18 protein-coding genes are annotated in these 21,897 nt (G+C 50.8%); 15 read left to right on the top strand and 3 right to left on the bottom strand.

Features of this window, described 5'->3' with window-relative positions; all coding sequences use genetic code 11:
• Nucleotides 1-6: 6 nt before the first annotated feature.
• The 6 genes from rluD (at nt 7) to L2Y54_RS17220 (ending at nt 5,247) form a co-directional block, all read left to right on the top strand.
• The gene (rluD, locus tag L2Y54_RS17245; RefSeq protein WP_236497858.1) at nt 7-963 is read left to right on the top strand and encodes a 23S rRNA pseudouridine(1911/1915/1917) synthase RluD; all 957 of its coding nucleotides are present in this window, start codon (nt 7-9) and stop codon (nt 961-963) included.
• The gene (gene pgeF, locus L2Y54_RS17240; RefSeq protein WP_236497857.1) at nt 960-1,724 is read left to right on the top strand and encodes a peptidoglycan editing factor PgeF; all 765 of its coding nucleotides are present in this window, start codon (nt 960-962) and stop codon (nt 1,722-1,724) included. Before rluD ends, pgeF begins: the two co-directional genes overlap by 4 nt.
• A gap of 6 nt (nt 1,725-1,730) precedes the next feature.
• The gene (locus L2Y54_RS17235; protein ID WP_422664550.1) at nt 1,731-2,699 is read left to right on the top strand and encodes an ABC transporter ATP-binding protein; all 969 of its coding nucleotides are present in this window, start codon (nt 1,731-1,733) and stop codon (nt 2,697-2,699) included.
• A gap of 114 nt (nt 2,700-2,813) precedes the next feature.
• Nucleotides 2,814-3,269, top strand: coding sequence for a ComEA family DNA-binding protein (locus L2Y54_RS17230; RefSeq protein ID WP_236497855.1), 456 nt, complete (start codon nt 2,814-2,816; stop codon nt 3,267-3,269).
• 75 nt (nt 3,270-3,344) lie between these two features.
• The gene (galE, locus tag L2Y54_RS17225) at nt 3,345-4,370 is read left to right on the top strand and encodes a UDP-glucose 4-epimerase GalE (protein ID WP_236502059.1); all 1,026 of its coding nucleotides are present in this window, start codon (nt 3,345-3,347) and stop codon (nt 4,368-4,370) included.
• Between the two features lie 193 nt (nt 4,371-4,563).
• On the top strand, nt 4,564-5,247 hold the full coding sequence (locus tag L2Y54_RS17220) for a polysaccharide biosynthesis/export family protein (RefSeq protein ID WP_236497854.1): 684 nt from the start codon (nt 4,564-4,566) through the stop codon (nt 5,245-5,247).
• A gap of 53 nt (nt 5,248-5,300) precedes the next feature.
• Here the strand turns inward: L2Y54_RS17220 and L2Y54_RS17215 are convergent, their stop codons facing one another.
• A complete protein-coding gene (locus L2Y54_RS17215) occupies nt 5,301-6,713 on the bottom strand; it encodes a GTP-binding protein (protein ID WP_236497853.1) in 1,413 nt (470 codons plus the stop codon).
• A complete protein-coding gene (locus L2Y54_RS17210; protein ID WP_236497852.1) occupies nt 6,646-8,166 on the bottom strand; it encodes a GTPase in 1,521 nt (506 codons plus the stop codon). The genes L2Y54_RS17215 and L2Y54_RS17210 overlap by 68 nt, the downstream gene beginning before the upstream one ends.
• 121 nt (nt 8,167-8,287) lie before the next feature.
• Between L2Y54_RS17210 and potA the strand changes: the two genes are divergently transcribed.
• The 6 genes from potA to L2Y54_RS17180 all read left to right on the top strand — a co-directional run bounded on the left by potA (nt 8,288) and on the right by L2Y54_RS17180 (nt 15,012).
• Complete coding sequence (gene potA / locus L2Y54_RS17205) at nt 8,288-9,397, top strand: spermidine/putrescine ABC transporter ATP-binding protein PotA (protein ID WP_311196204.1); 1,110 nt, start codon at nt 8,288-8,290, stop codon at nt 9,395-9,397.
• Nucleotides 9,394-10,260, top strand: a complete 867-nt coding sequence (gene potB / locus L2Y54_RS17200; protein ID WP_236497851.1) for a spermidine/putrescine ABC transporter permease PotB — start codon at nt 9,394-9,396, stop codon at nt 10,258-10,260. Before potA ends, potB begins: the two co-directional genes overlap by 4 nt.
• A 92-nt stretch (nt 10,261-10,352) precedes the next feature.
• Nucleotides 10,353-12,581, top strand: a complete 2,229-nt coding sequence (locus L2Y54_RS17195; RefSeq protein ID WP_236497850.1) for a GmrSD restriction endonuclease domain-containing protein — start codon at nt 10,353-10,355, stop codon at nt 12,579-12,581.
• Between the two features lie 205 nt (nt 12,582-12,786).
• Entirely contained in the window at nt 12,787-13,218 is a 432-nt protein-coding gene (locus L2Y54_RS17190) for an endonuclease domain-containing protein (protein ID WP_236497849.1), read from the top strand.
• The gene (potC, locus tag L2Y54_RS17185; protein WP_236497848.1) at nt 13,215-13,979 is read left to right on the top strand and encodes a spermidine/putrescine ABC transporter permease PotC; all 765 of its coding nucleotides are present in this window, start codon (nt 13,215-13,217) and stop codon (nt 13,977-13,979) included. The genes L2Y54_RS17190 and potC overlap by 4 nt, the downstream gene beginning before the upstream one ends.
• A 1-nt stretch (nt 13,980) precedes the next feature.
• Nucleotides 13,981-15,012 carry an extracellular solute-binding protein gene (locus L2Y54_RS17180; protein WP_236497847.1) on the top strand — a complete coding sequence of 344 codons (1,032 nt, stop codon included), beginning with the start codon at nt 13,981-13,983 and terminating at the stop codon, nt 15,010-15,012.
• Between the two features lie 108 nt (nt 15,013-15,120).
• Here the strand turns inward: L2Y54_RS17180 and rnt are convergent, their stop codons facing one another.
• Nucleotides 15,121-15,762: a ribonuclease T gene (rnt, locus tag L2Y54_RS17175; RefSeq protein WP_236497846.1), complete on the bottom strand. Its 642-nt coding sequence runs from the start codon at nt 15,760-15,762 to the stop codon at nt 15,121-15,123.
• Between the two features lie 208 nt (nt 15,763-15,970).
• On the opposite strand from rnt, the gene aceE reads away from it, so the two are divergent.
• From aceE to lpdA, 3 genes are read left to right on the top strand one after another with little or no spacing between them, the layout of a single operon-like run.
• A complete protein-coding gene (gene aceE, locus L2Y54_RS17170; protein WP_236497845.1) occupies nt 15,971-18,628 on the top strand; it encodes a pyruvate dehydrogenase (acetyl-transferring), homodimeric type in 2,658 nt (885 codons plus the stop codon).
• Between the two features lie 11 nt (nt 18,629-18,639).
• Entirely contained in the window at nt 18,640-19,989 is a 1,350-nt protein-coding gene (aceF, locus tag L2Y54_RS17165; protein WP_236497844.1) for a dihydrolipoyllysine-residue acetyltransferase, read from the top strand.
• A complete protein-coding gene (lpdA, locus tag L2Y54_RS17160; RefSeq protein ID WP_236497843.1) occupies nt 19,986-21,752 on the top strand; it encodes a dihydrolipoyl dehydrogenase in 1,767 nt (588 codons plus the stop codon). The genes aceF and lpdA overlap by 4 nt, the downstream gene beginning before the upstream one ends.
• The last annotated feature ends 145 nt before the right edge of the window (nt 21,753-21,897 follow it).

The raw sequence follows: 21,897 nt of genomic DNA, 5'->3' as shown, positions 1-21,897 counted from the left end.
TTAAGAATGCCCCTAAATCAACAGATCGTCAGCATAGTTCCACTCAATATGGAAGGTCAGCGCCTGGATCAGGCTCTTGCTACTTTATGCCCCCAATATTCGCGCAGCCAGATTCAGAAATGGATCAAAGCCGGTTGCGTGCGCGTCGATGATAAAATCCTCAAACCCAAGGAGCGCTTAATAGGCGGTGAGGAAATTTCCATAGAGGCTGTTCACGAGCCACAAACCGAATTTGAGCCGGAGGATATTCCGCTCAATATTATCTACGAAGATGATGACATTATCATTATCAACAAACCTGCCGGGTTAGTGGTTCACCCCGGTGCTGGCAATTGGTCAGGCACACTGGTCAACGGCTTGTTGCACCATGACCGTTCGCTGGAAATGTTGCCGCGTGCGGGGATCGTGCATCGCCTCGACAAAGACACCACGGGCTTGATGGTCGTCGCCAAAACCTTGGAAGCGCACGGCAAACTCGTCGAACAGTTGCAAGAACGGGATGTCAGCCGCGAATACCTCGCGCTGGTTTCCGCGCAAGTGGTGGCGGGGACAACGATTGAAGGCAATATCGGGCGGCATCACATCGACCGCAAGCGCCAAGCGGTTCACGATGGTGGCAAGGAAGCGATTACGCATTACCGGGTGGAAGAGCGTTTCCCACACCATACGTTGTTGCGTGTGTCGCTGGAAACGGGGCGCACTCACCAAATCCGCGTGCATCTGAGCTGGAAGCACATGCCTATTGTGGGCGATCAAACCTATGGCGGTCGTCCGCGTGTGCCTGCGGGGGTGAAGGAGGAATTGCGCACGGCGATTCAGACGTTCCCGCGTCAAGCCTTGCACGCGACCCGTTTGGGGTTGACGCATCCGGCAACGGGTGAGGCGATGGTGTGGGAAGTGCCGGTGCCGGAGGATATGGCGGAGCTGTTGGAGCTGTTTCGCGCATCGGTAATTCCCGCATGAACCCGAATCGTACCCTGAGCGCAGCCGAAGGGTGGCTTACCCCCGCTTGGCCTGCCCCCGCCAATATCCGCGCCGTTTGCACCACCCGTCACGGCGGCGTAAGCGCAGCACCATTCGACACCCTCAACCTCGGCGATCACGTCGGCGACAACCCCTACGCCGTTGCCCGCAATCGCATGATTGTCGGCGATACCCTGCAACTGCCCTCCGAACCCTTGTGGCTCAAGCAAGTCCACGGCGTCGACGTATGCGGCATGGATGTGGGTGAATGCTACCCAACCGGCGATGCCTCCACCGCGTTCGGCAAGGGGCAAGTGTGCGTCATCATGACTGCCGATTGCTTGCCCGTGCTGTTTTGCGACAAAGCAGGGACGCGAGTAGCCGCCGCTCATGCCGGATGGCGCGGGCTGGAAGCCGGTGTATTGGAACGCACGGTCGAATCCCTGCAATGCCCCCCTGCCGATGTGCTGGCATGGCTAGGGCCTGCGATCGGGCCGACGGCGTTTGAAGTCGGCGCGGAAGTCCGTGAGGCTTTCATGCAACGCGACCCCGCTGCCGCCAACGCTTTCCAACCGTCCGGCAATGACGGCAAGTGGTTGGCAGACATCTACCTGTTGGCGCGACAACGTTTGAATGCCGTCGGGGTTCACGCCATTTATGGCGGCGACCTCTGCACATACACGGATGCGGAACGCTTTTTCTCCTACCGTCGCGACGGGCAAACCGGGCGCATGGCTTCTCTGATTTGGATGGCTGACTGAATGACCGTGCCACAACTGGCAGTGTGCAACCTCAGCGTGCGTTTCCGGCTTAAAACCGGGCAGGCGTTACAGGCGCTCACCGACGTTTCATTTAGCGTGCCAGCAGGGGAAACCTTGGGGATTGTCGGCGAATCGGGTTGTGGCAAATCCACGCTTGCCCGCGCCATTTTGCAATTGGTGACACCCACACAAGGCACGGTCGAGTGGCAAGGCAACACGCTGAATCCGCACGATAAAGCCAGCATGAAAGCCTATCGCCGTGCGGTGCAATGCATTTTTCAAGACCCCTTGGATGCGCTGAACCCGCGCATGACAGTGGGCGATATTGTGCAAGAACCGCTCCTCGCGTTGCGCCCAGAATTGGGTAAAGCGGCGATTCGCCAACGTGCCGCTGATTTGCTACAAGCGGTGGGTTTGGAGAGCGGAATGCACAACCGTTATCCACACGAATTTTCCGGCGGGCAATGCCAGCGGATTGGGATTGCGCGAGCCTTGAGTGTCGAGCCGCAAGTGATTGTGTGCGATGAACCAGTGAGTGCATTGGATGTGTCGATTCAAGGGCAAGTCGTGAAGTTGTTGGCGGCTTTGCAGCGTGATCATCACTTGACCTTGCTGTTTATTTCGCACGATTTGCGGGTGGTAAGAAACCTGAGTCAGCGGGTGCTGGTGTTGTATTTGGGGCGAATCATGGAAATCGCGGATACAGCACGTTTGTATGCCGAACCGTTACACCCGTATACGCGCCTATTGCTGGCAGCCATTCCGTTGACCGACCCGCAGCAGGAGCGAGAGCGGTTAGCGCAGATTCGCGTGGGGGCGGGGGAGTTGCCTTCGCCACTGAATCCGCCATCAGGGTGTGTGTTTCATACGCGCTGCCCACAGGCAGAGGCAAAGTGTCGGGCGCAAGTGCCTGCCTTGCGGGAGGTGGCGCAAGGCAGATGGGTGGCGTGTCATTTTCAGGATTCCGACCAATAGCATAGTCACTCGTCAGAAGTTGGCTGTCTCAGTAAATGCGCTGTGGCAAAGTGTACTGGTTGAGCTTATCAACACAATAACTTACAACAATTGATCAATAAAAAGAGACCAACTATGAAAAAAACACTAGCCATTACATCTTTGCTGCTTTCCCTGTTCGTATCCCCTGTGGTGCTGGCGGAAACCATTAACATCAATACTGCTGATGTGGCAGCGCTGGACTCACTGGATGGTATTGGTGAAAAAAAGGCTGAAGCGATTGTGGCATACCGCACTGAACACGGTGAATTCAAGACCTTGGAAGACCTGAAAGAAGTTTCCGGCATTGGTGACAAACTCTTCGACAAAATCAAGGATCAGGTTGCGTTGTCGGATGCAGATGCCGCTGCAACCGACAAAACTGCAAAAACCACGGATGCAGCCAAAACCGATGCGCCAAAAGCTGACAAAGCTGAAACGGCTGCCGAAAAAACCGATGCTAAAGCGGATAAAACCGCTGTTAAAGACGAAAAAGCCGAAGCTGCTGATAAAGTTTCCGATAAAGCTGCTGTAAAAGCCGATAAATCGTAAGCGATTTTTTGTTACCCTACGGCAGGCGTAAATGTTATTTACGCTTGTCGATTAATGAGGGCAAACATGCAACAAATGACTAAACATATTTTGGTGACGGGCGGCGCGGGTTATATTGGTTCACATACCTGTATTGAACTGCTTGCCGCCGGTTTTCAGGTGGTAGTGCTGGATAATCTGTGTAATAGCTCCCCCGAAGCGTTACGCCGTGCCGCAGCACTGGCTGGTGTTGACCATATTCCATTTTTTGAGGGGGATATTCGCGATGCAACCCTGCTTGGGCGTATTTTTAACGAGTATCCGATTGACAGCGTGATTCACTTCGCCGGATTGAAAGCGGTGGGGGAATCAGTCGAAAAGCCGCTGGCTTACTACGACAATAACGTCGCAGGCACGGTGACACTGTTGCAAGCCATGCAACAACACGGTGTGAAAAACATTGTGTTCAGCTCTTCCGCCACGGTGTATGGCGACCCGCATACCACGCCGATTCAGGAACATTTTCCGTTATCCGCGACCAACCCTTATGGGCGTTCTAAGTTGATGATTGAGGAAATCTTGGGTGATCTTTACAAAGCCGATCCCGAATGGAAAATTGGCTTGCTGCGTTATTTTAATCCGGTTGGAGCGCACAGCAGCGGGCAAATTGGCGAAGACCCGCAAGGTGTTCCCAATAATTTGATGCCTTATATTGCACGAGTAGCAGTCGGTCAGTACGAATACTTATCGGTATTTGGTGGCGATTATTCGACGCATGACGGTACGGGAGTGCGCGATTACATCCATGTGGTGGATTTGGCGAAAGGGCATGTGAAAGCCTTGGAAGCGTTCCAGCGTGGCGATGTGCCTAACTTACTGGTGGTAAATCTTGGTACCGGGCAAGGCTATTCGGTGTTGGATATGGTCAAAGCTTTCAGCGCTGCCAGCGGGCGTGATGTGCCGTATCGCATTGTAGCGCGGCGAGCAGGTGATATTGCGTGTTGCTATGCTGACCCCGCATTAGCAGAGCAATTAATTCACTGGAAGGCTGAAAAAGATCTGACAGATATGTGTCGGGATACATGGTACTGGCAAAGTACTAACCCACAGGGCTATAATTAAATCTTGTGTGTCATAAGTTGTTATGGTCAGCGCTAATTTGGGCTATATTCCTATTGTCTGTGGATTGCTTACGTTCAGTCAGAACGGGTTAGCGTAAGCGCCGCAGGGAATTTATTGTTCGATTCGATGCTAATTAGAAAGGCTAACCCCTTATCCCACTTAATTGTTAAAAATATTATCAGGGAGATTCCCCATGAAAATGACTTGGAAGTTATTATTTCCTTTGTTCGCAGCGGTGACGCTTGCTGCTTGTTCTAGCAATGCGCCGCAACACACCGCGTTACCGGGTTCTACGGTAAGTATGGCAGCAGCTAGTTTGCCAACCGGCACGTCGGGCAGTGATCGCATTGCACCACAAGATTTGCTGGAAATTGATGTATTCAAAGTACCCGATTTGTCCAAAGAAGTGCGCGTCGATGACAATGGCAACATCACGCTGGCGCTGATTGGCACGGTACGTGCCCAAGGTTTGTCAGCCAGCCAGTTGGAAAAGCAAATTGCAACACGTTTGGAAAAAGATTACATGCATAACCCGCAAGTGAATGTGATTGTGCGGGAGTCTACCGCCAGTCGCGTCACGGTTTCCGGTGCGGTTAATCGTCCTGGTGTGTACCCACTGGCTGGTGACACGACAGTAACGCAAGCCATTGCCTTGGCGGAAGGTGTTAGCCGGTTGGCGACCAAAGATAAGGTAACGGTTTTCCGCAATGGTAAACCTTACACCGTGCCCTTGGCAGACGTGGCGTTGGGTAAAGTGCCAGACCCTATGGTGATGGCGGGCGATAGGATCGAAGTGCACACTTCCAGCACGAAAGAAGCAATTGCTGATTACGGCGGCGTGGGTGGTTTGCTGTCACCTTTCGGTTTGTTGCGTTAATTTGTGCTGATTGTGCGAAAAAAGGCGACGATCGGGTCGCCTTTTGTTTGCTATTAGTTTTGCGGGTTTTTAACCGTTTTGTGTAAATACGTCAGGATTTCTTCCCGCGCTTCGGTTAATACCGAATCCCGATCCAACGATTCCAGAATGCGTTCGACGGTGAGCTTGGGGCCAACTTCGCCCCATGATTTGCCATTTGCCAGCCATTCTTCGGCAACCCGCCCCACGACCAAAGTGCTGTACCACGCTACTGCGCCTTGCGCTGCGCCAGTGATAATCGTGGAAATGCCTCCCGTGCCTAATTTCATGGCGGAAGAAACCAGATGCACTGCCCAGACAGTTCCCGCCAGTAATAACATTTGCCCCAGTATGGTACGGATCAAGTCGCTGGCTTCATTGCGGGAAATGGGTAAGCCGTACAATTTTGATAAGTGAATAATCATACTGGCATCAATCGCGGCAGCCGCCAGCAAGTCCGCCACCGGAATTGGGTTGAATGCCACGGCAACGCCTTTGCCGATGCAATACAGGCGGATGGTTTTTTCGCCGAGTTCGCGTTTAATGGCAAGAATGCGTTGCCCGACTTCTTTGCTGAGGTGTCCGGCAAATAAAGTGGCATTGAGGGCAGCAAGGGTTTTGCCTTCGGCTTCGATAATGTCCCACAGACGGGTTTTAAGAGCGCTGATATTCACCGGGCGTTCGCGAATGCCTTCGATTTCTTCGCCGTGTTCATTCACGTAAATAATGGTTTGGCGGCTGGCTTGTGCGGTGGTGAAAATCAGGTTTTCCGGGGCAATCACGCCTTGCGTGCGGGTGCGCATAATGCTGCGCAATTGCTGCTGCTCTTTTTCGGTGTAACGGTCGGCTTTGTTCACGACTAGCAGAGTAGGGCGATGCGAACTGGTCACGGTTTTGAGTGCTTGGAATTCCACATCGGTTAAATCGCCGTCGACCACGAATAACACTAAATCCGCACGGCTGGCGACTTCATGCGCTATTTTTTCGCGGGATTCGCCGTCGATTTCATTAATGCCGGGGGTGTCGATGAGGAAAATACCGTTGTCGCTGTATTCCTGCCATTGCTGCATATTGACGCTGCGGGTTTCGCCATGCAGCACGCTGACGCTAAACACTGGTTGCCCCAGTAAGGCATTCAGCAAGGAGGATTTCCCTACACTGACCCGCCCAAAGACGGCAATGTGAACATGTCCGTGTTCCAGCTTGTCGAGCATTCCGCGTACTTGGGTGTAGTCATTACGCAAGCTTTCGCGCACATCATCGGGGATGCGGGAATCGTCGAGCAATTGCCGTAGGCTTTCGGTGGCCAGTTGCAAGTGGGTGTCGCCGCTACTCTGTGCTGGTGCGGCTACTACGACTGCGGTGCTGGTCGCTTCTTCCTTACTTGCCCCGATATTGTTCAATAACCAATCTGGCAAATGTTTTTGTACGTTCTTCCAGATTTCCACTGAGCATCTCCTGAAATGTTGCGGCGGCGGGTGCTGCTTTGAGTGCGCCACGTTGTTCGAGGGTGTGCGCGACGGATTTGCCGAGCGCGTCAAAAATTAGCCCGTAAGCCACGGCATGTACCAAACCGCCCGCGACCGTGCCAACACCGGGGAAAGCTTTCAAGCCATTTCCTGCAACGGCGAGCAGTAGCGGGATGCTTTTCCCCAACTTCCCTTGCGTGAAATTTAGGAATTGGTCGATGTCGAGTTGGCTGACTGGGCTGTCATACAGTTTACAGAGTTCTTGTACCATGCGTGTGCCGATTACACCCTGAATCACCAGATCCGTGCCGGGGCTGACGGAAGCCAATGCGCCCAGTATGGCTTTGTGGGTGTAGCTGCGCACGATTTTTTCCGCTTGGGTGCGCCGGTAATCTTCACGGGTGGTGTCGAGTTTTTCCTGCACGAGATTCAAGACGCTGGTGTCGCGTTGTTGTGTCAGGCTTTCCAGACGTTGGTCGATTTCGGTTTGCAAGTGAGTCGCGAGGGCGGAAATATCGGTTTTGCGGGGGCGTTGTACCGTTTCTTCGCGTCCATCGGGGTAGACGCGCACAATTTCTTCCGTGCCGCCGGATTGGATGAATAGCACTTCTGGCGGTTCGACTCTCACCGACCGTTCGTTTGTTCCCGTCCGCTGAGCGGAGTCGAAGCGGCTGCGGATGCGTTGGGCAAGTTGCGCTTGTTCTTCGGCGGTGTATTGGTCGCGCTTATTGATGGCAATCAGCAAGGGTTTGCCGAAAGCGGCTAATTCTTGCAAGTCTTCAAATTGGGTGCGACTCAGATCGGAATCAGTCACGTACACCACAATGTGCGCCCGAATTGCTTCATCGCGAGCGGCGGCATCGAGTGTGCCTTCGGCTTCATTTCTTCCCGGTAAATCGGTGAGCAATAGGTGGTCGCCTGCCAGGGTTTGCCAAGTGTATTCGCGAATCTCACGGGTTGAACCGCCGCGCAGGTTGATTTCCACCCCGGCTTCCGGCAACAGGGCTTTGATAATGGACGATTTGCCGGTGCTAATATCCCCGAAAAAGGCAATGTGGGCGTTTCCAGCCGTCCTACGTTCATTTAATTCGGCTATTTCGACTTCCAACGGTGCTGTATCCATGCCCGCTGCTTTGATTTGCGCAATTTCTTGGGTCAGCGAGGCTTCGATGACGGGTTTGGGGGCAGGGCGCTTGATGGCTGTGGTGGAACGCCCGCCCGATACCAGTTTTACGATGAGCCAGCCGCTGAACAATACAACCGCGACAATTAGCGTGCTGTAGGTATAGAACAGCCATGTGGGGAGTAATTGCAGCCTGTCCCATAAATCGAGGAAATTTTTGGTGGCAAAAAACAGGAACAGCAAAAACAGCAGCGTCATTAATAAGATGCCGCCTGCCAGTAGCCAGCGTAAGCGTCGGGTAATTTTCATGGGTGGTCGAGTTCTTCCAATTCCTTCAGTTAGCGAGGATATTATCCATTGAATCTGTGCGTGTGGGAAATATAATGGATGACACCCCGCCACGCTAGGCAATTTACGCTAGGAGTAGCCATTGAACCGACCGCCGATCCTCACTCTGAGCAATGTCAGCAAACGCTTTGCCGCTCAGGAAGTGCTGTCTGAATTTAACCTCACTATCCACGACGGCGAATTTTTCACGATTTTAGGGCCGTCGGGTTGCGGTAAAACCACGGTATTGCGCCTGATTGCGGGTTTTGAGCAGCCAAATGAGGGGCAAATTCTGCTGAATGATGATGATATTGCCGGAATGCCAGCGGAAAAGCGCCCAGTGAATACCGTTTTCCAGAGTTACGCGCTATTTCCGCATTTAAGCGTGTTCGATAATGTGGCATTTGGGTTGAAAATGGCGGGGGTGAATCCGCAGGATATGGCGGTACGGGTGGCAGATGCGCTGGCGATTGTGCGCTTGTCCGATTTTGCGACGCGCAAACCGCATCAGCTTTCCGGCGGGCAAAAGCAGCGTGTGGCAATTGCGCGAGCGGTGGTGAATCGCCCGAAAATTTTGTTATTGGATGAATCACTTAGTGCACTCGATTACAAATTGCGCCAACAAATGCAGTTGGAACTCAAGCAATTACAACGCCAGTTGGGGATTACCTTTGTGTACGTCACCCACGATCAGGAAGAAGCCTTGTCGATGTCTGATCGGATTTTAGTCATGCACAACGGGCAAGCGCAGCAAGTCGGCACACCCCGCGAAATCTACGAAGCGCCGCGTAATTTGTTCGTGGCGCAATTCATCGGGGAAATCAATGTGTTTGACGGCGCAATTACTCATGCACTAGGCGAATACCAGTACCAAGCCATGATTAATGGTGTGGAACGCGAAATTCGGTGTGATCACCGTTTTGCGGTGGGCGATAAGGTGCATGTGATGTTGCGCCCGGAAGATTTGCGTATCGACTGCCGCCCGGACGTGAAGGAACGCAAAGGTTTCCCCGGCGTGGTGCTGGAGCGCAATTACACTGGGCAAACCCTGAATTCGCATATTCGGCTGGAAAATGGGCAAACCGTCATGGCGCATGAGTTTTTCGACGAAGATGACCCCGATTTTGATTACAGCATTAATCAAAAAGTCGGTGTCGACTGGGTTCCGGGCTGGGAGCATGTGATCCCTGCGGAAGGGGTGGGTAAAGCATGAATCTGTTGAATTTCCGGCGTTTTGCCATTGTGCTGACGCTGGTGTGGCTGGGTTTGTTTGTGCTGGTTCCGCACGTATTGGTGTTATTGACCAGTGTGATGTCGCCGGATGCGCAACATTTGGCGGTGTGGCCGCTGACCTTGAATTCGTGGGAACGGCTATTTGAGCCGGTGTATGCGGAAGTGTTTTGGCGCAGTTTGTGGCTGTCTGCACTGACTACGCTGATTTGCTTGGTGGTGGGGTATCCGTTTGCGTATTTATTGGCGAAATTGCCGACGGTGTGGCGTGGGGTGTTACTGTTTTTGATGATTGTGCCGTTTTGGACGAATAGCCTGATTCGGACTTACGCTATCAAATTGATTTTAGGCAATAAAGGCATTGTGAACAGCACGTTGATGAGCATGGGGCTGATTGATGAGCCGTTGCAATTGTTATACACGCCGTTTGCGGTGGTGTTTGGTTTGGTGTACGTGTTGCTGCCGTTTATGGTGTTGCCGTTGGTGTCGAGTTTCGGCAAGTTGGATGGAACCTTGTTGGAAGCGGCGCAAGATTTGGGCGCGAGTTTTTGGGCGCGGTTTCGGTTGATTATTGTGCCGCTGACCATGCCGGGGATTATTGCGGGCAGTTTGATGGTGTTTTTACCGGCGATGGGCATGTTCTACGTGGCGGATTTGCTGGGGGGCGCGAAAAACTTATTGCTGGGGAATATCATTAAAAATCAGTTTTTGGTGGTGCGTGATTGGCCGTTTGGGGCGGCGTTTAGTGTGGCGTTGATTGTGCTTATGGCGGGTTTGTTGTGGTTGTATGTGTTGGCAAATCGGCGCATTAATCGGCAAGGGGGGTTGGATGATGAAGGTCTTTGAAGAACCCCTCACCCCTAACCCCTCTCCCTCAAGGGGAGAGGGGGACAAGAGAAAGATTTACAATAAATTTATTAATTTACAAAGGAGTTTTAATGAAGTCCGAAACAATGACTATCCAGCAAATTTTTCAGTCTCAGCGGCAATATTGTGTACCTTTTTATCAGCGTGCTTATGTTTGGAAAATGACTGAGCAATGGGATCCGTTATGGGTTGATATTCAGGCTAAAGCAAATGACCGATTAAGTGAAGCTACTGAGCCAGTATCACACTTTTTAGGTGCTGTTGTGCTTGAACCCCGAACACGAAAGCATCAGATGGGAGTCGAAGAAGTTTTTATAATAGATGGTCAACAACGTCTTACCACGCTTCAATATATTATCACTGCAATTTCAATGGCATTTGAGGCATATCGGATGCCAGAATTACGAGCATGGATTGACAGCTTTCGTTGGAATATAAATCCAGCAGTTATGCGGAATCCTGAAAAAGAAATTTTTAAGTTATGGCCAACATTGATGGATCGAAACGATTATATATTGGCAATAAAAATTAGCGAACATGAAAACTGCCAATTCACCCATGTGAGTAAGAAGAATAATCTAGCAGAACCAAACAAAATCATTAATCACCATAGAAAGGCAATTTGTTTTTTCTATAAAAAAATTACTGATTGGGTTGCGGAAGAAAATTTCAGTCAATCAGAAGCTATTCTAATGGCTATTGCAAATTCAGTATTATATGACTTTAAGATCGTATCTATAACATTAGAAGAGCAGGACGATGCGCAAGTTATTTTTGAAACACTAAATGGTCGTGGTGCGCAACTTCATGCAACTGATTTGATTCGAAATTACATTTTTATGCAGGCGGATAAAGAGGTTGATAATCCCAAGAGGTTATATGATTCACTATGGTTTTCGTTTGAAGATGATTTTTGGAAAGAAGAACAAACAAGAGGACGACTAAAACGCCCTAGGTTAGATTGGTTTGTGCAAACTGTTTTACAAGTAGAGCTTCGTGAAGAAATTGATATAGGTCGATTATATATTGGCTATCAAAAATTCGCTAAAACAAAAAGTGCTGTTGATCAACTCAAGACACTTAATGCTTATGCGGATCATTATAAATCCATGATTTTGGGTGTTGAATCTAAATCTATTGGGAGATTTGGAGTTCGCATTAAAAGCTGGGATGCGTCTACCACACATGCGATGGCTTTAATAGTTTCAATGTCAGAGCTTTCGGATGATGAAAAAAATCAAATATTTGATTGGATAGTGTCTTATTTTGTAAGACGAGCAGTTTGTGGCTTAACCGCAAAAAATTATAATAGAGTTTTTAATCAACAGGTTAAGCGTCTTTCGGTCTCTCGTGTTACTATTGAGTCAATTTATTCTGATCTTTCCGCACTGGAAGGTAAATCCGCTCGCTGGCCTCGTGATGATGAATTTCAGAAAGAGTGGATTGAGGCCGAAGTCTATAAAGTACGTATTAATGAGCCAGGGAAGATTAAATCGATTTTTATTGAACTTGAAATGGCGATGCGTTCAAGTAGAGCGGAGGATTTTAATTCGTTAAAGGTAGATCAACTTGATATTGAACATATATTACCTGTTAGTTGGTTTAATCATTGGCCACTTACTGATGGTACGAATGCAAAAGAAGATGAAATAAATAATATTGATCTAAGCTCACCTCGTTCAGCAATAATTCTTAAAAGAGAGAAAATTAAAAATACAATCGGAAATCTAACATTATTACATAGTAGTGTGAATCGAAGTTTGCAAAATTATTCTTTCAAACAGAAGAGAGAAACTTTTTTCGCAGAATCTAACTTACATCTCAATCGTGATTTGATGATGGCTGATTGTTGGAATGAAAACAAGATTGAGCAACGTGGACAAAAGTTGTTTGATTTTGCTAGGAAAATATGGGAAGGCCCTGAAGGTAATAGTGAAAAATCTTGGTTTATTGAAACAGTATTGACTAATTCGTTGCATGGTAAAAGGCAAAATTTAAGTGATGTTGAAAACACCATACCCATGAAGACTATAACTGACTTGGATGAACCATGGGTTTATAAAAACATCACATTTCCTCTTAATACAGAATTTAGAGCTAACCATAAAGGTCAAGTGTATCGAGGAGTTGTTAAAAATGGTGTATTAACTCTGTTTGATGGAGCAGAGTTTTCTTCACCTTCATCTGCTGCTACACATATTACAAAAACTGAAGTGAATGGTTGGAAGTTCTGGGAATGTAGATTTCCGTGGAATTCTACTTGGCAAGTCATTGGCACTCTACGTAAAGGTGGAAAATAATGATGTATAAAAAAATAGTTATTTATATATCACCACTTAATGCTTTCTTAGCAGCTAGTAAATGTGAAAGCCTTAATCATGGATGTTACCAAAGCAGAAGCTCATTCATCAATATCACCTATTCTAAAGTCTTTTTAGCCCCTCTCCCCTTGAGGGACGGTGCTGCAAGCGGCTGGGTGCGAGGTTGGGGTGAGGGGTTCCCCCCATGAACGAACGCCTAATCATTTCCCCCGAACTCAACACCCAAATGCACGCCTGCGCCCGCGACTTTCGTAAAACCCCAACGCCCAGCGAAGGCATCCTTTGGCAAGCCCTCCGCAATCGCCAAATCGCCAGATTCAAATTCCGTCGCCAACAACCCATCGGCTGTTTCGTCGCGGATTTCTTCTGTGCCGAAAAAAACCTAATCGTTGAAGTAGATGGCTCAATCCACGCCACCCAAGTAGAACGCGACCAAGAACGCCAACACCTCCTAGAAGCCTGCGGCTACACCGTTCTCCGCTTCACCGCCACCCAAGTAGAACAAAACCTCTCTGCCGTCACCTCCACCATCCAAACCCACCTCCTCTTGTCCCCCTCTCCCCTTGAGGGAGAGGGGTTAGGGGTGAGGGGAACTCCGCAGGAGCAAATGCAATGAAACTACTAAAATGGGGCTTCATTACCTCGATCTTCGCTTATCTCTATCTACCGATTGCGATTCTGGTCATCAACTCCTTCAACGCCTCCAAATACGGCTACGAGTGGCAAGGCTTTACCTGGAAGTGGTACGAGAAACTATTTAATAATGATGCACTTATCCAAGCATTTTTGAATTCCTTGTTAGTGGCAAGTCTGGCGGCAACCGCTGCCACGCTTATCGGAACGCTAATGGCACTGGCGTTGTACCGCTACCGCTTTCCCCTGAAAGCAACTGCCAGTGGCTTATTATTTATTGTGATGATGTCGCCGGACATTGTATTGGCGATTACTTTTTTGGTGATTTTTATTGCGCTGGGGATTCAACTGGGGTTCTGGTCGTTGCTGATTGCGCACATTACGTTTTGCTTGCCGTTTGTGGTGATTACGGTGTATGCGCAGCTCAAAGGCTTTGATAAATATTTGCTGGAAGCCGCGCAAGACTTGGGCGCAAGCGAGGGGCGTATTTTTCGGCTGATCATTTTGCCGCTGGTATTCCCGGCGATTGTGGCTGGCTGGTTATTAAGCTTTACCCTGTCGCTTGATGATGTAATCATCAGCTCATTCGTGACGGGGCCGAGCTTTGAAATCTTGCCGATTCGGGTGTTTTCAATGGTAAAAGTTGGCGTGTCGCCCGAAGTGAACGTATTAGCGACCTTATTACTGGCGATTTCGCTGGTCTTAGTCACCCTATCGACCTTATTGCTCAGGAGAAAGCACTGACATGAAATCAACCTCCCTGTTCGCAACCTTGTTGCTGTTGACGGCGAGTGCGCTGCACGCTGAAGAAAAACTCGTGGTTTATAATTGGGCAGAATACATCCCCGAAGCGGCACTGGAAGAATTTGAGAAAGAAACCGGCATTAAGGTCGAGTATTCCACCTATGAAAACAACGAGGTGATGTATTCCAAACTCAAGCTGCAAAAAGGCGTGGGTTACGACATCGTGGTGCCGTCCAGTTATTTGGTGGCGAAGATGAGCCACGAAGGTTTGTTGCAAGAACTCGACAAGACCAAACTGACCAACCTAAAAAATTTGTCAGCGGATTTATTGGATAAGCCGTATGACCCCGGCAATAAATACAGCATTCCTTACCTGTGGGGCAGCACCGGTATTGGTGTGAATGGCAAAGAAATCGACTCCTCAACCATCACCTCCTGGGCCGATTTGTGGGACGAAAAGTGGAAGGGCAAGCTATTGCTGACCGACGATGTACGGGAAGTTTTCCACATGGCGCTAAAAAAGAATGGCTTTTCTACCAATTCCACTAACCCCGATGAAATCAAAATCGCTTACGAAGACCTGCAAAAGCTGATGCCGAATGTGTTGGTCTTCAATGCGGATGCACCCCGCGAGCCGTTTTTGGCGGGCGATGTGAATCTCGGCATGATCTGGAGCGGCGAAGTCAAAATGGCGCAGCAGGAAAACCCCGACATTGAATACATTTTTCCCAAGGAAGGCGCGGGTTTTTGGGTGGATAGCTTTGTGATTCCGGCAGGGGCAAGCAATGTTGATAATGCCCACAAATTTATCGACTACATGTTACGCCCCGAAGTCGGGCAGCAAGTCGTGGAAGAACTGGGCTATAGCACCCCGAATGCAGCGGTCAAAGAGTTGTTGGATGAAGACACCCGTAACAACCCGGTGATTTTCCCCTCAGCAGCAGACGTTGCCAAAGGCGAATTCCAAAACGACATCGGTGACGCTATGAAGCTGTATGACGGGTACTGGGAAAAATTGAAGACCGGGAAGTAAGAGACCCCTCCTAACCTCCCCTTACCAGTGGAGGAACAACAGCGTTCTGCTGTCTTAACTCCCTCCCCTGGCAAGGGGAGGGCTGGGGTGGGGTCTCTTCTCGGTTATTTAATTCTCGACCGCTTTAAACGCCGCATCTAGCGTTTGCCAAGTATTCACGAAATGGCAAAATAAATCCGCTGTCTTTTCAGCATCATACACGGCTGAATGCGCACAATCGGCATCCCACCCCATGCCTGCGGCTTGCGCCAAGCGTGCTAATACCGTCTGCCCATACATCACTGCCCCCAATGAAACCGTATCCAGCGTGCTAAACGGGTGGAACGGATTGCGCGTGGCTTTAATGCGGTCAGAAGCGGCATGGACAAAGTTCAAGTCAAACGGCGCATTATGCCCGACCAGAATGGCGCGGTTGCAGCGGTTGAGCTTCACTTCTTTGCGGATTACCTTAAAGAATTCTTCCATCGCTTTTGGTTCTGGCACTGCCATGCGCAGTGGGCTGAACGGTTTGATACCATTCACTTCCAGCGATTTGGGATCCATATTGGCATTGGGAAAGGGTTCGATGTGCCAATTGAACGTGCGGTGGCGGGATAGCTCACCTTTTTCGTCGATGCGCAACACCACGGCTGCCAATTCTAGCAACGCATCCTTGCGGCAATCAAAGCCACCCGTTTCTACATCCACGACTACAGGGAGGAAGCCCCGGAAACGTCCGGCAATGGGAATTATATCTATATCATCTGTCATAACGAGAGCTTAACGGAACTGATAGAAAATGCCTACAAAAGAATTTAAAAATTATTTTTCGATTTTAAGCTTATGAAAAATAAGTTTTTATTTTATGGTTTAACTTTTTCTTCAAAATGGTATTGGGGTATGTTATTGTTTTTGTGCATCTAGACTGCTGGAGTCATTTAGTATGCCAGCTTTATCGCAAAGAGAGAGAGGAATCATAATGAATAAATCGCCACAAGATGTTGATTTTCAAGAAACCAGTGAATGGATTGAATCATTGGAAGCTGTCATTGAAGCCGAAGGTGTGGAACGCGCTCACTTTCTATTGGAAGAACTGATTGCCACTGCCCGTCAAAACGGAGCCAACCTGCCATACTCGGCTAACACCGCCTATATCAATACGATTCCCCCGCATAAAGAAACCTATACCCCCGGCAAACCGGCGATTGAGGCCCGCTTACGCTCTTATATCCGTTGGAATGCTGCCGCGATGGTAGTGCGTGCTAACCGCGAAAGCCCAGAACTGGGCGGGCATATTGCTACCTTCGCTTCGGCTGCCACGCTGTATGACGTGGGCATGAACCATTTCTGGCACGCGCCTTCTCCGCAACACGGCGGCGACTTGCTGTATATCCAAGGTCACGCTGCGCCGGGGATGTATGCGCGTTCCTTCCTCGAAGGGCGTTTTACCGAAGCTGAATTGGACAATTTCCGTCAGGAAGTCGATGGTGGTGGTTTATCGTCGTATCCGCACCCGTGGTTGATGCCGGATTACTGGCAATTCCCCACGGTTTCAATGGGCTTGGGACCGATCAAGTCGATCTACCAAGCGCGTTTCATGAAATACCTGCAAGACCGCAAGTTGGCTGAAACGGCTAACCGCAAGGTGTGGGCGTTCGTTGGCGACGGTGAAACCGATGAGCCGGAAACCCTTGGCGCGATTTCTCTCGGTGGGCGCGAAAAACTCGATAACCTCGTGTGGGTGGTGAACTGCAACCTGCAACGTCTTGATGGCCCCGTGCGTGGCAACGGCAAGATTGTGCAGGAACTCGAAGCGGTGTTCCGGGGGGCTGGCTGGAATGTCATTAAGGTGCTGTGGGGTTCCTATTGGGATCCTCTGCTGTCAATGGATAAAGATGGCTTGCTCAAGCAGCGCATGATGGAAGCCGTTGACGGCGAATACCAAAACTACAAATCCAAAGACGGCAAGTTTGTCCGTGAAAACTTCTTTGGCAAATACCCTGAATTGAAGGAAATGGTTGCCAAGATGAGCGATGCCGATATCTGGCGTCTGAACCGGGGTGGTCACGATCCGCACAAGGTTTATGCCGCGTATCACGCAGCCGTGAATCACACCGGTCAGCCGACCGTTATCCTTGCGCACACCGTGAAAGGTTACGGGATGGGTTCCGCCGGTGAAGGCCAGAACCGTACTCACTCGCAGAAGAAATTGTCTGGCGAGGAAATGATTGCGTACAAAAACCGCTTCAACATTCCGTTGAGTGATGAAGATGCGGCGGCGGCCAAATACTTCCGCCCCGATCCGAATGGCGAAGAAATGCAGTACATGCTGGAGCGTCGCAAAGCGCTCGGCGGTTTTTTGCCGCAACGCCAAACGCACGCCACCCCGTTGAAAGTACCGGATATTTCCATTTTCCAACCGTTGCTGGAAAGCACGGGCGACCGCGAAATGTCCACAACAATGGTGTTCGTGCGCTTGCTGACCTTGTTAGCACGTGACAAGAACATGGGTAAAAACGTTGTACCCATCGTGCCGGATGAGGCGCGTACTTTCGGTATGGAAGGCATGTTCCGTCAAATGGGCATTTATTCTTCGGTCGGGCAGTTGTACGAGCCGCAGGATAAAGATCAGGTCATGTTCTACAAAGAGGACAAATCCGGGCAGATTTTGGAAGAGGGCATCAACGAAGCGGGCGCGTTCTCTTCATGGATTGCAGCGGCAACGGCGTACAGCACCCACGGCGTAAATATGGTGCCGTTCTACATTTACTACTCCATGTTCGGCTTCCAGCGCATTGGCGATTTGGCTTGGGCTGCGGGTGATTGCCGTGCACGGGGCTTCCTGATTGGTGGCACTGCTGGTAGAACCACACTCGCGGGTGAAGGCTTGCAGCATCAGGATGGGCATGGCCTGATTCAGGCGGGCTTGATTCCCAACTGCTTGTCTTACGACCCAACTTTCTCCTATGAACTCGCGGTGATTATCCAGAATGGCCTGAAACGCATGTATCAGGATCAGGAGGATGTGTATTACTACATCACCACAATGAACGAAAACTACATACACCCAGCCATGCCTGCCGGTTGTGAAGACGGCATTGTCAAAGGCATGTATTTGTTTAGTGGTGGCGGCAAGAAGCGTAAGAAAGTACAACTGATGGGTTCCGGCACGATCTTACGCGAAGTGATCGCCGCCGCAGAAATGCTCGACAAGGAATGGGGCGTGGATGCGAATGTGTGGAGCGTGACCAGCTTCAACGAAATTGCCCGCGAAGCCCGTGATTGTGACCGCTGGAATATGTTGCACCCGCTGGAAGACGCGAAAGTGCCGTATGTGACGCAAGCGATGAAAGGCCAACGCGGGCCTGCAATTGCGGCGACTGACTACATCCGCCAATACCCTGACCAAATCCGTGCGTGGCTGCCGATGCCGTTCACGGTGCTGGGGACAGACGGTTTCGGGCGTAGCGATACCCGTGCGCAATTGCGTAAACATTTCGAGGTGAACCGTCATTACATCGTAATTGCTGCACTAAAAGCGTTGGTGGATGAAAAATCCCTGCCAGCCGCTGATTTGGTCAAAGTGATGGAAAAATACGGCATCAACCCCGAAAAACCTAACCCACGTCTGGCATAAGGAGCGCAATCATGGCAATCCAAGAAGTTTTAGTGCCAGACATTGGCAGCTTTAAAGATGTTGAAATCATTGAAGTATTGGTGAACGTTGGCGACACCATCGCTGTTGAAGACTCGTTGATCACGATTGAATCCGACAAATCGTCGATGGAAATTCCATCGCCGGTCGCGGGCGTGATTAAAGAGCTGAAGGTGAAGGTGGGGGATCGGATTTCGGAAGGGAGTTTGGTGGTGATGATGGAGGTGGTGATGGAGGTGGAAGAGGCAGCCGCTGGCGCGGCTGTTGCTTCGCAAGTCCCCCCATCCCAGCCTTCCCCCGCAAGGGGGGAAGGGGCGAAGACAGCCTCCGAACCTAAGCCAGTTGTTGTACCCGTCTTGTCCCCTTCACCCCTTGCGGGGGAAGGGTTAGGGAAGGGGGCTTCTTCCTCTTCAAAACTCGACTTCAGCAAAGCTTACGCCACCCCGTCCGTGCGCAAGTTTGCCCGCGAACTTGGTGCTGACCTGAACAAAGTCAAAGGCTCTGGCCGCAAGGGGCGCATTACCCAAGAAGACGTGAAAGCGTACATCAAAGATGTGATGAGTATGGGCGGCGTGCCGGGCAGAAGTGCGGCTGCCGGTAATACATTGGGCGTTGCACCCATGCCGGATATTGATTTCAGCCAATGGGGTGCAATCGAAACCGTGCCGTTGTCGCGCATCAATAAGCTGACCGGCGAATTCTTGCACCGCAACTGGGTACACATTCCGCACGTCACGCAGTTCGATCAAGCCGACATCACCGATCTGGAGGCTTTCCGCAAGCAGTTGAATGAGGAAAATGCCAAGTCTGGAATGAAGATTACCCCGCTGGTATTCATTATGAAAGCGGTGGTGGCGGGTCTGAAGGCTTACCCACGTTTCAATTCCTCGCTGGATGCGAAGGGCGAAAACCTGATCCGTAAAAGCTATTACAATGTCGGAGTGGCGGTGGATACGCCGGATGGACTGGTTGTGCCCGTGTTCCGTGATGTGGACAAAAAGTCGATTATGCAGCTTTCCGAAGAGCTGAAAGAAATGTCGGCGAAGGCGCGTGACAAGAAGCTGAAACCGGCGGATATGCAGGGCGGTTGCTTCTCGATTTCCAGCCTTGGCGGAATTGGTGGTACGAAATTTACCCCGATTGTGAATGCGCCGGAAGTGGCGATTTTGGGCGTATCCAAATCCGATATGCAACCAATCTGGAACGGTAAGGAATTCGCGCCGCGCTTGATGTTGCCGCTGTCGCTGTCGTATGACCATCGCGTGATTGATGGCGCGGATGGCGCACGTTTCACCACTTACCTTGCCAAAATGCTGGGTGATATTCGGAGGTTGCTGGTATGAGCAAGATTATCGAAGTCAAAGTCCCTGACATTGGCAGCTTCAAAGACGTTGAAATCATTGAAGTGTTGGTTGATGCTGGTTTCCAGATTGAGGTGGAAGATTCGCTGATTACGATTGAGTCTGATAAATCGTCGATGGAAATTCCAAGCCCTGTTGCTGGCACGGTTAAGCAGATGCTGGTGAAGGTGGGGGATCGGGTGTCGGAAGGGTCGGCGTTGCTGATGTTGGAAATTGAAGAGACCCTCACCCCAACCCCTCTCCCAGAGGTAGAGGGGCTAAAAAGTGAAGAACCTTCTTCCTCCCCCTCTACCGCTTCGCGGGAGAGGGGGGCGGGGGGTGAGGGTCTTTCTCCTGATCTTGAAACCGAACTCGTCGTTCTAGGCTCGGGCCCCGGTGGTTATACCGCTGCGTTTCGTGCTGCTGACCTTGGCAAAAAAGTGGTGCTGATCGAGCGTTACCCCAATATCGGTGGCGTATGCCTCAACGTCGGTTGCATCCCTTCCAAAGCGTTATTGCACACGGCAGAAGTGATCAACGAGGCGAAGGAGTTTGCCAAGCACGGTGTGAAATTCGGCGAGCCGGACATCGACCTTGATGCCGTGCGGGCGCATAAAAGCGATGTGGTTGGTAAGCTGACCGTGGGGCTGAAAGGCTTGGCGAAGCAGCGCAAAGTGCAAATCGTGCAAGGTTACGGGCGTTTCACGTCGGCGCATACCGTTGAGGTGACGGCGGATGATGGCAGCAAGCAAACCATCAAGTTTGCGAATTGCATCATTGCAGCCGGTTCGCGAGTCACGAAATTGCCGTTTATTCCGTGGGACGATCCACGGGTGATGGATTCCACCGATGCGCTGGAATTGCCGGAAATCCCCAAGCGGATGCTAGTGGTCGGTGGCGGGATTATCGGGTTGGAAATGGCGACGGTTTATCATGCGCTTGGTGCAAGCATTACCGTGGTGGAACTTTCACCCGGACTGATGCCCGGTGCGGATCGTGACATTGTGAAGCCCTTGCACAACCAGATTAAGGGGATGTACGAGAACATCTACCTGAATACCAAAGTCACCGCGATTACGCCGACGGCAGAGGGTTTGGTGTGTGCGTTTGAGGGCAAAGGTGCGCCTGCGACGGATACGTTTGATCGGGTGTTGGTGGCGATTGGGCGTTCGCCAAATGGTGGGTTGATTGACGCGGGTAAGGCGGGGGTGTTTGCGGATACACGCGGCTTTATTCCGGTGGATAATCAGATGCGTACCAATGTGCCGCACATTTTTGCGATTGGCGACATCGTGGGGCAGCCGATGCTGGCGCACAAAGCCACGCACGAGGGCAAAGTCGCAGCGGAGGTGATTGCGGGGCATAAAGCCTATTTCGATGCGAAAACCATTCCGTCGGTTGCTTACACCAACCCAGAAGTGGCGTGGATGGGCAAGACCGAAGAGCAGTGCAAGGCGGAAGGGATTGCGTATGAAAAAGGCGCGTTCCCTTGGGCAGCGAGTGGGCGGGCGTTGGCGATGGATGCCAGCAACGGCATGACTAAGGTGCTGTTTGATAAGGCAACTGGGCAACTGATTGGCGCGGGTATTGCGGGCAAAAACGCTGGTGAGCTGATTGCCGAGGCGGTGCTGGCGTTGGAAATGGGGGCGGATATGCACGACATGAGTTTGACGATTCACCCGCATCCGACGCTTTCTGAGACGCTGAACTTTGCTTCGGAAGTCGCAGAGGGGACTTGCACGGATATTTACGCGCCGAAGAAATAAAGATTACCCCCCATCCCCAGCCCTTACCCCCGCAAGGGGGGAAGGGAGCAAGAGGGAGAGAGATTTTGAGTTTGACTCCTCACGTTAAGTGAGAAACCGGTTGGCGGCTCGCGTGAACGACGAGCCGCTTTTTTTTGCTTAAGTT

The sequence above is a fragment of the Thiothrix winogradskyi genome, from assembly GCF_021650935.1.
GTDB classification, from domain to species: Bacteria; Pseudomonadota; Gammaproteobacteria; order Thiotrichales; family Thiotrichaceae; genus Thiothrix; species Thiothrix winogradskyi.
Note: the sequence above shows the minus strand (reverse complement) of the source record. Positions and strands in the feature narration are given on the sequence as shown.

Coding starts and splice junctions, on each gene's coding strand:
- rluD (WP_236497858.1), top strand. CDS start 7: ATGCCCCTAAATCAACAGATCGTCAGCATAGTTCCACTCAATATGGAA.
- L2Y54_RS17230 (WP_236497855.1), top strand. CDS start 2,814: ATGAAAAAAACACTAGCCATTACATCTTTGCTGCTTTCCCTGTTCGTA.
- pgeF (WP_236497857.1), top strand. CDS start 960: ATGAACCCGAATCGTACCCTGAGCGCAGCCGAAGGGTGGCTTACCCCC.
- potC (WP_236497848.1), top strand. CDS start 13,215: ATGAAACTACTAAAATGGGGCTTCATTACCTCGATCTTCGCTTATCTC.
- lpdA (WP_236497843.1), top strand. CDS start 19,986: ATGAGCAAGATTATCGAAGTCAAAGTCCCTGACATTGGCAGCTTCAAA.
- galE (WP_236502059.1), top strand. CDS start 3,345: ATGACTAAACATATTTTGGTGACGGGCGGCGCGGGTTATATTGGTTCA.
- L2Y54_RS17180 (WP_236497847.1), top strand. CDS start 13,981: ATGAAATCAACCTCCCTGTTCGCAACCTTGTTGCTGTTGACGGCGAGT.
- L2Y54_RS17190 (WP_236497849.1), top strand. CDS start 12,787: ATGAACGAACGCCTAATCATTTCCCCCGAACTCAACACCCAAATGCAC.
- potB (WP_236497851.1), top strand. CDS start 9,394: ATGAATCTGTTGAATTTCCGGCGTTTTGCCATTGTGCTGACGCTGGTG.
- L2Y54_RS17210 (WP_236497852.1), bottom strand. CDS start 8,166: ATGAAAATTACCCGACGCTTACGCTGGCTACTGGCAGGCGGCATCTTA.
- aceE (WP_236497845.1), top strand. CDS start 15,971: ATGAATAAATCGCCACAAGATGTTGATTTTCAAGAAACCAGTGAATGG.
- rnt (WP_236497846.1), bottom strand. CDS start 15,762: ATGACAGATGATATAGATATAATTCCCATTGCCGGACGTTTCCGGGGC.
- L2Y54_RS17220 (WP_236497854.1), top strand. CDS start 4,564: ATGAAAATGACTTGGAAGTTATTATTTCCTTTGTTCGCAGCGGTGACG.
- aceF (WP_236497844.1), top strand. CDS start 18,640: ATGGCAATCCAAGAAGTTTTAGTGCCAGACATTGGCAGCTTTAAAGAT.
- L2Y54_RS17195 (WP_236497850.1), top strand. CDS start 10,353: ATGAAGTCCGAAACAATGACTATCCAGCAAATTTTTCAGTCTCAGCGG.